9 protein-coding genes are annotated in these 9,266 nt (G+C 68.1%); 4 read left to right on the top strand and 5 right to left on the bottom strand.

Going from position 1 to position 9,266, the window contains the following annotated elements:
- Positions 1-754: 754 nt before the first annotated feature.
- Together LDL21_RS28120 and LDL21_RS28115 are read right to left on the bottom strand one after the other, a co-directional pair.
- The gene (locus LDL21_RS28120) at positions 755-2,044 is read right to left on the bottom strand and encodes an acetyl-CoA C-acyltransferase (RefSeq protein WP_225282450.1); all 1,290 of its coding nucleotides are present in this window, start codon (positions 2,042-2,044) and stop codon (positions 755-757) included.
- A 62-nt stretch (positions 2,045-2,106) separates the two neighbouring features.
- Positions 2,107-2,487: a PPOX class F420-dependent oxidoreductase gene (locus LDL21_RS28115; RefSeq protein WP_225282449.1), complete on the bottom strand. Its 381-nt coding sequence runs from the start codon at positions 2,485-2,487 to the stop codon at positions 2,107-2,109.
- A gap of 67 nt (positions 2,488-2,554) precedes the next feature.
- Between LDL21_RS28115 and LDL21_RS28110 the strand changes: the two genes are divergently transcribed.
- Entirely contained in the window at positions 2,555-3,274 is a 720-nt protein-coding gene (locus LDL21_RS28110; protein ID WP_225282448.1) for a DUF8817 family protein, read from the top strand.
- A 56-nt stretch (positions 3,275-3,330) separates the two neighbouring features.
- Positions 3,331-4,125 carry a 2-phosphosulfolactate phosphatase gene (locus LDL21_RS28105; RefSeq protein WP_225282447.1) on the top strand — a complete coding sequence of 265 codons (795 nt, stop codon included), beginning with the start codon at positions 3,331-3,333 and terminating at the stop codon, positions 4,123-4,125.
- Between the two features lie 196 nt (positions 4,126-4,321).
- Here the strand turns inward: LDL21_RS28105 and map are convergent, their stop codons facing one another.
- The 3 genes from map to LDL21_RS28090 all read right to left on the bottom strand — a co-directional run bounded on the left by map (position 4,322) and on the right by LDL21_RS28090 (position 6,660).
- Positions 4,322-5,089 (bottom strand): type I methionyl aminopeptidase, encoded by a 768-nt coding sequence (map, locus tag LDL21_RS28100; RefSeq protein WP_225282446.1) that lies wholly within the window; start codon positions 5,087-5,089, stop codon positions 4,322-4,324.
- A 60-nt stretch (positions 5,090-5,149) separates the two neighbouring features.
- Entirely contained in the window at positions 5,150-5,959 is an 810-nt protein-coding gene (locus LDL21_RS28095; RefSeq protein ID WP_225282445.1) for a mycofactocin-coupled SDR family oxidoreductase, read from the bottom strand.
- 95 nt (positions 5,960-6,054) lie between these two features.
- Positions 6,055-6,660, bottom strand: coding sequence for a hotdog family protein (locus LDL21_RS28090; protein WP_225282444.1), 606 nt, complete (start codon positions 6,658-6,660; stop codon positions 6,055-6,057).
- 199 nt (positions 6,661-6,859) lie between these two features.
- On the opposite strand from LDL21_RS28090, the gene LDL21_RS28085 reads away from it, so the two are divergent.
- Both LDL21_RS28085 and LDL21_RS28080 read left to right on the top strand, forming a co-directional pair.
- The gene (locus tag LDL21_RS28085; protein WP_166655704.1) at positions 6,860-8,035 is read left to right on the top strand and encodes a 3-ketosteroid-9-alpha-monooxygenase, oxygenase component; all 1,176 of its coding nucleotides are present in this window, start codon (positions 6,860-6,862) and stop codon (positions 8,033-8,035) included.
- Positions 8,036-8,066: 31 nt separating this feature from the next.
- Complete coding sequence (locus tag LDL21_RS28080; RefSeq protein WP_225282443.1) at positions 8,067-9,245, top strand: acyl-CoA dehydrogenase family protein; 1,179 nt, start codon at positions 8,067-8,069, stop codon at positions 9,243-9,245.
- Positions 9,246-9,266: the final 21 nt, after the last annotated feature.

Raw genomic sequence — 9,266 nt, 5'->3', positions numbered from 1 at the left:
GGGCGCGCTCGAGCGCGGCCCCTGAGGGGCCGCGCGAACAGCGCTCGAGACTCGCGCTGCGCGCATGCGCTTCGCGCGCTGTTCGCGCGGCCGGGCCGCTACGCCGCTTCGCGGCGGACCCTCCTCGAGGTCGGGTCGTGCGGGGCTGGGGATGCGGTTATGGCGGACTTCAGGTGTGCCACGTGGGCTGGGAAGTGCGGTAGGTGGCGGAGTTAGGTGATGCGGTGCCGCCGGGAGGGCGGTAGGTGGCCGACGCAAGTGGTGCTGCGCGGCCGGGAGTGCGGTAAGTGCGGACTCGAGTGGTGCCGTGAGGCTGGGAGTGCGGTAAATGCGGACTCGAGTGATGCGCGCCGAACCGCGGGTTGGGGGCGGTCATGAGGGACTCAGTTGATGCACTGAAGCTGTGCTGTCGGTTGGGAGTCCGGTAGGTGACAGCTCTGAGTGATACACGCCCCGAATGGGTTCCCCAGCAGTCCGCCATGACCGCATCCCCAGCCCCGCACATCCCGACCTCGAGGAGGGATCGCCGCGAAGCGGCGTAGCGGCCCGGGCGCGAGTTAGACGCCGTTGCGCATGCGCGAAGCGCGAGCAACGGCGTCTAACTCGCGGCCCTCCCGGGGCCGCGCTCGAGCGCGCCAGCGCTCCAAAAATACAGCCCAATACCTCCGTGGTGCACAAAACACCGCAGTGGTTCCGTCCGGCCGGGAATCCGGCAGGTGGCACACCTAGACAACCACCCACCGACCCACCCGCATCACACCCGCTCGAGCACCGCCGAAGCCCCGATCCCACCTGCCGCACAAATCCCCAGCAGCGCAGTCTCTTTCCCGGTCCGAGCCAGCTCGTTCGCCATCGTCGTCACCATCCGAGCCCCGGTGGCACCGAACGGATGCCCGAGCGAGATGGATCCACCGTGCACGTTCAGTGAGTCGATATCGACCGAGCCCACGGCTTCGTCCCGGTCGAGCCTTGTCTTGGCCCATTCCGCGCTCTCCAGCATGCGCAGCACCGAAAGGGTCTGGGCGGCAAAGGCTTCGTGGATGTCGACGAGGTCGATGTCGGCCAGAGACATACCCGCCTTGTCGAGCGCACGCGGCATCGAGATCGCCGGCCCGATGAGCACCTGGTCCGCTGGGTCGACGCTCACATAACTCCACGACCGGAATGCGGCCAGTGGCGTGAGGCCCAGCGCCCGAGCCTTCTCCTCGCTCATCAACAACACCGCCGACGCACCATCGGTGAGCGGGCTCGCGTTACCTGCGGTGACGGTGCCGTTCTCGGCGAACACCGGCTTCAGCGCGGCAAGCTTCTCCACGCTCGTATTCGCCCGGACCAGACCGTCGGTCTCGATCCGTTTGCCGGACGGCGTCTCGATCGGCACGACCTCGTCATCGAATCGGCCCGAGGCGATAGCGGCGGCGGCGCGCTGGTGGGAGCGGGCGGCGAAAGCGTCCTGGTCGGCGCGGGAGATGCCGTTGATCCTTGCCATCTTCTCGGCGGACTCGCCCATCACCTCGCCGGTGGTCCGCTCGGAGATCTTCGGCTGACGCGGCAGGATGTCGGTGAACGGCGCGAGCTGACGCACCACGTCGAGGTAGTCCTTGGCCGACGGTTTCCCAAGGGCGACCGGCGCGACCGCGTGCACCACCTTCTGCGGCAGCTTGATCTCGGCGTTGCTCGTCGAGTCGCTGCCGCCCGCGATCATGATGTCGTATTCGCCGCGTTCGATCGCCGCGGCCGCCGAGGTGACAGCCTGCAGGCCCGACGCGCACGCCCGGGTGACTGTGTATCCCTCGCACCCGAAATCCAGGTTCAGATCCAGGGCCACCTCGCGCGCGATATTCGGCGCGTGGCTCGGCAGGATCACCCCGCCCCACACGATGGACTGGATCTCGGCGGGCGCGATGCCGGTGCGCGCGAGCAGACCGCGCACCGCCGCACCGGCCAGGGCGATACTGTCGAGCCGGGTCAGGTCGGTGAACGCACGGACGAACGGGGTGCGGGCACCCGCGATCACGACGGCGCGGCGGCGGTTCTCGGCCATGGGGGTCCTTTCGTCTGAACCCCCACGGTATCCGATACCAGCGGTACTGGGTACCGTTTCGGTCAGGCGGGCGTGATCTCGAGGCCGATGGTGCCGTCCTTGCCCCGCCGCAGGTTGCTGAAGAAGATCACCAGCGGGCCGGTGAGCCGGTACTTGCGGCGCAGCAGCGAACGCACCTGCTCGGTCTCGGCGCCGTCGAGCACGCGCGCGGTGCCCGACACCACCGCACCGTGCGTCTTACCGCGCGCATCGCACGGCTGCACGGTCACCTCGGCATTGCGGCGGATGCGCTTGACCTTCCAGCTGTCGGTCACCGTCCAGACATACAGCTTGTCCTCGCGCGACACGGCCCACACCGGGGTACCGACGGGTGTGCCGTCCTTACGAAAAGTAGTGAGCAGAACATAGTTCGCGGTCGCGGCCTCGCCCAGGCGGTTCGTCATCCCCTGAGCCTAGCGGTGCGAAAACTGGTACGGGCAGGGCGCCGGAAAGGTTCGTAGGCTCGGATTCATGAGCGATGCCGCAGTGCCGATGTTGTGGAGTGGTGATCTCGGGGCCACGTTGGCGTTCTATCGAACGCTGGGGTGGACGGTGACCCATGAGCAGACCCGGCCGTATGCGTACGGGGTGGTCGAGGGTCATGGGGCCGCGTTGCATTTCTCGCCGGCTCCCGCCGGGGTCGAGCTGCCGCTCGAACACGTTGCGGCGCTGCTGCTGGTCGACGACGTCGCCGACCGGCACGCGAAGTTCACCGCCGCACTGCGCACCGCGTACGGCAAGATCCCCGTGAAGGGTTGCCCGCGGATCACCCGTTTCCGGCCGGGGCAGTCGCGATTCACGCTGGTCGATCCGGTCGGCAACACGCTGCTGGTGATCCAGCGCGACGAACCGGAGTCCCTCGAATACGGCGGTTCCCGCGAACTCGAGGGTCTACCGAGAGTTCTCGACAATGCCCGCATCTTCCGCGATTTCAAGAACGACGACCGCGCCGCCACCCGAGCCCTGGAAACCGGTCTACGCCGTTTCGGCGCCACCGCTTCCGCGACAGACCTGGCCCGCGCCTACGCCGCCCTGGCCGAACTGGCCGTCGCCGCAGGCGATTCCGACCGCCTCACCCACTGGAAATCCGAACTGAACACCCTGACCCTCACCTCCGAGGAACGCGCCTCGCTGGCGACCGACGCCGCCGCACCGGACCAGCTCAACGCCTGGCTCTCAATGACCGAGTGACCAGACGAAAAGACTGACCGAACTATCCGTTTCGATGCGGAGATCGGAGCGGAACGATGAGCCCGAGGTGGGCCCGGCAGGATGAGTTCGGGATTCGACTCGACTGGGGGCCGACGGGGGCGGCAGTGATCGGTGCGGGTGCGGCCTGCGTGGTGGTGGTCGATGTGTTGTCCTTCAGTACGGCGGTGTCTGTCGCCGTCTCGGCGGGTACTGCGGTCTACCCCTATCGCTGGCGTGACGATTCCGCGCAGGTGTTCGCGGCGCGGCACGGTGCCGAACTCGCCGTCGGACGACGTGCTGTCGACGCCACCCATCCGTGGTCGCTGTCTCCGGCGGCGATCCGCCGCGCACCGTTCGCCGAGCGCCTGGTCCTGCCCTCCCCCAACGGTTCGACCATCGCCTCGGCTGTGGTGGGTCCGCCCGTCGTCGCGGCCTGCCTGCGCAATGCCGATGCGGTCGCCACGTGGATCACCGAGCGGCGGTGGGGCACGGCCCAGCAGCCGATCGCGATCGTTCCCGCCGGTGAACGGTGGCCGGACGACGCGACACTTCGGCCCGCTGTCGAGGACCTGCTCGGCGCCGGAGCCCTCGTGGCCGCGCTGATCGACCGAGCCAGTGGTCGACCCTCGCCCGAAGCCCGCTCCGCCGCACACGCTTTCCTGTCGGTGACGAACATCGGCACGGAACTCGACGAGTGTGCGTCGGGCCGGGAACTTCGATCGGGCGGCTTCGCAGACGATGTCGACATCGCGACGCAGATCAATGCGGACACCGTCGTTCCGGTCCTCGCCGACGGCGCGTTCACCGATCACAGCCGTGAGCCGCCTTCCCCGGCGACCGGTGGGCGATGAATCGCTGCCGCCGACCCACCGCCCGGAATCTAGTGATTCGAGCCGATCACCACACGACGAGCAACCCCGGAATGGCACTGACGTCGCCTCCGACCCGGCCGAGGCCAGAGCCGCGGTGTAGGTGACGGCGCCGTAGAGCGACGGACCCGTCACGGGAGCGCCGTGGGCGGCGGCGGTGATACCGCTCGAGAAGAGATTAGTTTCGCGAGGTCAGCACGCTCGGCCCGTCGGCGGTCACGGCGATCGTGTGCTCACTGTGCGCGCAGCGCGACCCGTCGGCCGAGCGGATGGTCCACCCGTCGGCGTCGGTGTAGACCTTGTCGGTGCTCGCCGCGAACCAGGGTTCGATGGCGATGGTGAGCCCCGGCCGCAGCAGGAAACCGCGCCCAGCCCGCCCGTTGTTGGCCACGTGCGGGTCTTCGTGCATGGTCCGCCCGATTCCGTGCCCGCCGTATTCGGTATTGATCGGATACCCGTATCCGCGTGCGACATTCGCGATCGCGGCCGAGATATCGCCCAGCCGGTTGCCGGGTTGCGCGGCCGCGATCCCGGCGGCCAGCGCCTCCTCGGTGGCCCGCACCAGCCGCTGATCGTCGGCCGAGCCGGTGCCGACGGTGAACGAGATCGCCGAATCCGCGCTCCAGCCGTCGATGGTGACGGCCAGGTCGGCGGTGAGCAGATCACCGTCGCGCAGCACGTAATCATGCGGAAGCCCGTGCAGGACAGCATCGTTGACAGCCAAACACACGGTATTGCGGAACGGTCCACGCCCGAACGAGGGCGAGTAGTCCCAGTAGCACGACACCGCGCCGCGCTCACGAATCCGTTCGCGCACATAGGCTTCCAGCTCGAGCAGGTTCACCCCCACCAGCGCTCGTTCGCGCACGCCGGCCAGTACGTCCGCGACGAACCGGCCGGTCACCCGCATTCGTTCGATCTCCTCGGGAGTCTTCAACTCCACCATCACGCCTCCACTCGGTATTTTTATACCGACACTAGCCGTGCCGGTATAAAAATACCAAGCTCAGCGGTTGAGGTTGCCCATGTCGACCGGGATCTGCGCGCCGGTCACCTGACCCGCCTCGTCCGAACACAGCCACGCCACCGCCGCCGCGATCTCCTCCGGCTGACAGATGTAGCTCGGCAGCGCGTTCATGAAGATGGGCCCGAGGGTGCTCGCGTGCTCCTCGAGCAGCGGGCCCATCTCGCCCATCTGCATCCCGGTCGCCACCCCCGCCGGGTGCACGGTGTTCACCCGGATGCCGTACCCGCCGAGCTCGTTGGCCATGGTCTTGGCCAGGCCGGTGATGGCGTGCTTGCTGGCGACGTAGTGGCCGACGAACGGCATGCCCTTGAGCCCGGCCACCGAACTGGTGAACACCATCGCACCGCCGCTGCCCTGCGCGATCAGGTGTGGCACAGCGGCTTTCGCGGTATGCCACACACCGGTCAGGTTCACATCGATGGTCTCACGCCACTGTTCGGGCGTGATCTCCCACGACAGCGCCGCCGAGCAGATGCCCGCGTTGGCGACCACCACGTCGAGCCTGCCGAGCTGCTCGATACCCGCGGCAAGCGCGGCCGAGAGCGCGTCGAAATCGCGCACATCGACCTTGCTCGCGACGATCCGGCCACCGGCGGCCTCGACGAGCTTCACCGTCTCGGCCAGGTCGTCTTCCGTCGCCCCCGCGTATCCGGTGCTGCCGAATTCCGCGCAGGCGTCGACGGCGATCACATCGGCGCCTTCCTCGGCGAAGCGCACCGCCTCGGCCCTGCCCTGTCCGCGCGCCGCGCCCGTCACGAAGACCACCTTGTCCTCGAACCGTCGTGCCACGTTCCTACCTCCGAACCTCGTCGTCCTTCATGAACACTTCACCACCACGGAACGGGCCGTGCGGTACGAAACCGGATTTCCGGCGGCGTCGGGCCCTACACGGCGGCAGGATCGTGCGCGAAGCTCGCCCACGCCCGGACGACGATCTCCCCCGCGGCATCGACACCGGCGACGGTGACATCGACGCGCGGCTCACCGTCCTGGATGTAGTGCTGGGTGATGTGACCCGAGCAGGTCACGGTGTCGCCGGGCGGCAGGGCGCGTAGCACGCGGGTACGGAAGCGGCGGATGTTCTCGGCGCCGAGCCAGTCGGTGGCGTAGGTGGCGAGCAGTTCGGCCGAGTGCGGTGTGTTGTCCTCGGCGGCAACGGATTCGGTGACCGACGCCCACGACTCGGCGACAAGCCCGCCGGTGCGGTCGAAGTACTGGACGAGCGATTCGGAGCCGTCCGGATCGTGCCGGTCGATCGCGCGGACGGCGGTCAGCCGATCACCGGCGCGCGGTGGCGGCCCGAAGAACCGGTGGTCGGTCTCGGTCCGGCCACCGGTGACGCGCCCACCCGCGGGCAAGAATGTCGGCGGGACCACGGGCCGTTCGGCGAGCCGGTAGGCCGGATCGCGCGAGAGCGCCCGGGCCGCGAACAACCGGATGTCCTCGGTGTCCAGATCGACGGCCACCGCCCTACCTGCGTGCACGCTCACGATCACTCCTCTCGTCCTGCTCGGCCGCCACGCTAGGTGGCCACCGGTGTTGTGACCGGTTCCTCTCCCGCTGATCGGGACATCGCGACGCGGGCGGGAAAACATGTCCACTGACCGGGACGACCCCATCACCGCCGACCCCCGACGGGCACACCATCGGCGCAGCTCATCCCCACTCCGCCCGAACATGGAGGTTTCGATGCCGGAGAACCCGCCGAACGGCCGAACCCAGTCCGCCACACCCGAATTCCGGGAGATCGAGGCCGCTGCCGCACCCACCCGCTTCGCCCGCGGCTGGCACTGCCTCGGCCTGCTCTCGTCGTTCCGCGACGGTGTGCCCCACGAGGTCAAGGCCTTCGGCACCACCCTGGTGGTGTTCCAGTCCGAGACCGACGGCGCCCTGCACGTGCTCGACGGTTTCTGCAGGCACATGGGCGGCAACCTCGCCCACGGCACCATCAAGGGCGACTCGATCGCCTGCCCGTTCCACGACTGGCGCTGGGGCGGCAACGGCAAGTGCACGGCGATCCCGTACGCGCGCCGGGTTCCCCCGCTGGCCAAGACCCGATCCTGGCCGACGCTGGAACGCAACGGCCAGCTCTACATCTGGCACGACCCGCAGGGCAGCAAGCCCACCGACGCGGTGACCATTCCCGAGATCGAGGGCTACGGCAGCCCGGAATGGACCGACTGGACGTGGAACTCGATGCTCATCGAAGGCTCACACTGTCGTGAGATCGTCGACAACGTCGTCGACATGGCGCACTTCTTCTACGTGCACTACGCGTTCCCGCGCTATTTCAAGAACGTCTTCGAGGGCCACGTCGCCACCCAGTACATGCGCTCGACGCCGCGCCACGACATCGAGGTCGGCACCAGCTACGACGATCCGAACTCGACGTTGCGTTCGGACGCTTCGTATTTCGGCCCCTCCTACATGATCGATTGGCTGTGGAGCGAGGCCAACGGCATGACGATCGAGACGGTCCTCATCAACTGCCACTACCCCGTCAGCGAGAACTCCTTCGTGCTGCAGTACGGCGCGATGGTGAAGAAGCCGCAGGGCATGTCCGATGCCGACGCCGAGGCGATGGCCGCGCAGTTCGCGCGCGGTGTGGAGGTCGGCTTCGAGCAGGACGTCGAGATCTGGAAGAACAAGGCCCCCATCGACAACCCGCTCCTCTCGGAGGAGGACGGGCCGGTCTACCAGCTGCGCCGTTGGTACAAGCAGTTCTACGTCGATGTCGACGAGGTCACCGAGGACATGACCAAGCGCTTCGAATTCGAGATCGACACCGAGCGGGCCGTCACCAGCTGGGAGGCCGAGGTGGCCGACAACATCGCCCGCGGCCGGGTCGTCGACACCACCGCCTGATCCGCATCCACCTTCAGAGAAAGCACCACCCATGACCAACGTGCTCGACAACATCATGGCGATCGCCGACCGCCTGCGTGAGCAGAGCCCCGAGGCCGAACGCCTCGGTCAGCTGCCCGACGCGACCGCGAAGATGCTGAAGGCGGCCGGCCCGATCCGGTTGCTGCAGCCCAAGAAGTACGGCGGGTTCGAGGCCCACCCCCGCGAGTTCGCCGAGACGGTGATGGCCGCCGCCTCGCTCGACCCGGCCACGGGCTGGATCTGCGGCATCGTCGGCGTGCACCCGTGGCAGCTGGCCTTCGCCGATCCGAAGGTGCAGGAGGAGGTGTGGGGCTCCGACAGTGACACCTGGATGGCCTCGCCGTACGCGCCGACCGGCATCGCGCGCCCGGTGGAGGGCGGCTACATCTTCAACGGCCGCTGGCAGTTCAGCTCCGGCACCGATCACTGCGACTGGATCTTCCTGGGCGCCATGCTCGGTGACGCCGAGGGCAAGATGGCGATGCCGCCGACGATGCTGCACATGATCCTGCCGCGCGCCGACTACACCATCGTCGAGGACTCCTGGAATGTGGTGGGGCTCAAGGGCACCGGGTCCAAGGACATCATCGTCAAGGACGCCTTCGTGCCGTCCTACCGGGTGATGAACGGCGATCACGTGATCGACGGGACCGCGCAGCGCGAGTACGGCGTCACCGACACGCTCTACAAGATGCCGTGGTCGACGATGTTCCCGCTCGGCATCAGCGCCGCGGTGGTCGGCATCGCCGAGGGCGCGCTCGCCGCGCACCTGGACTACCAGCGCGAACGGGTCGGCGCCCAGGGCACCGCCGTCAAGGACGACCCGTATGTGTTGTTCGCGATCGGCGAGGCGGCGGCCGATATCAATGCCGCGCGCCAGGAGCTGCTGGCCAACGTGGATCGCGTGTGGGACCTGGTCGACGCCGGGAAGGAGGTCGGCTTCGCCGATCGCGCGGCGGGCAGGCGCACCCAGGTGCGTGCGGCGTGGCGGGCGGTGATGGCCGTGGACCAGATCTTCGCCCGATCCGGCGGCAACGCGCTGCGCATGGACAAGCCCATGCAGCGCTTCTGGCGCGACGCGCACGCCGGCCTCAACCACGCCATCCACGTGCCGAGCACGGTCTACCACGCCTCGGCGCTGAGTTCGCTCGGCATCGATCCCGCCCCGAACCTGCGCTCGATGATCTGAGCGAATACCGAAGAAGGACAA

It is taken from the genome of Nocardia rosealba (assembly GCF_020216065.1).
GTDB classification, from domain to species: domain Bacteria; phylum Actinomycetota; class Actinomycetes; order Mycobacteriales; family Mycobacteriaceae; genus Nocardia; species Nocardia rosealba.
Note: the sequence above shows the minus strand (reverse complement) of the source record. Positions and strands in the feature narration are given on the sequence as shown.

Bases quoted from the DNA above. Each gene is read 5' to 3' on its own strand.
- LDL21_RS28080 (WP_225282443.1), top strand. From the start codon at position 8,067: ATGACCAACGTGCTCGACAACATCATGGCGATCGCCGACCGCCTGCGT.
- LDL21_RS28085 (WP_166655704.1), top strand. From the start codon at position 6,860: ATGCCGGAGAACCCGCCGAACGGCCGAACCCAGTCCGCCACACCCGAA.
- map (WP_225282446.1), bottom strand. From the start codon at position 5,089: ATGGTGGAGTTGAAGACTCCCGAGGAGATCGAACGAATGCGGGTGACC.
- LDL21_RS28120 (WP_225282450.1), bottom strand. From the start codon at position 2,044: ATGGCCGAGAACCGCCGCCGCGCCGTCGTGATCGCGGGTGCCCGCACC.
- LDL21_RS28105 (WP_225282447.1), top strand. From the start codon at position 3,331: ATGAGCCCGAGGTGGGCCCGGCAGGATGAGTTCGGGATTCGACTCGAC.
- LDL21_RS28115 (WP_225282449.1), bottom strand. From the start codon at position 2,487: ATGACGAACCGCCTGGGCGAGGCCGCGACCGCGAACTATGTTCTGCTC.
- LDL21_RS28110 (WP_225282448.1), top strand. From the start codon at position 2,555: ATGAGCGATGCCGCAGTGCCGATGTTGTGGAGTGGTGATCTCGGGGCC.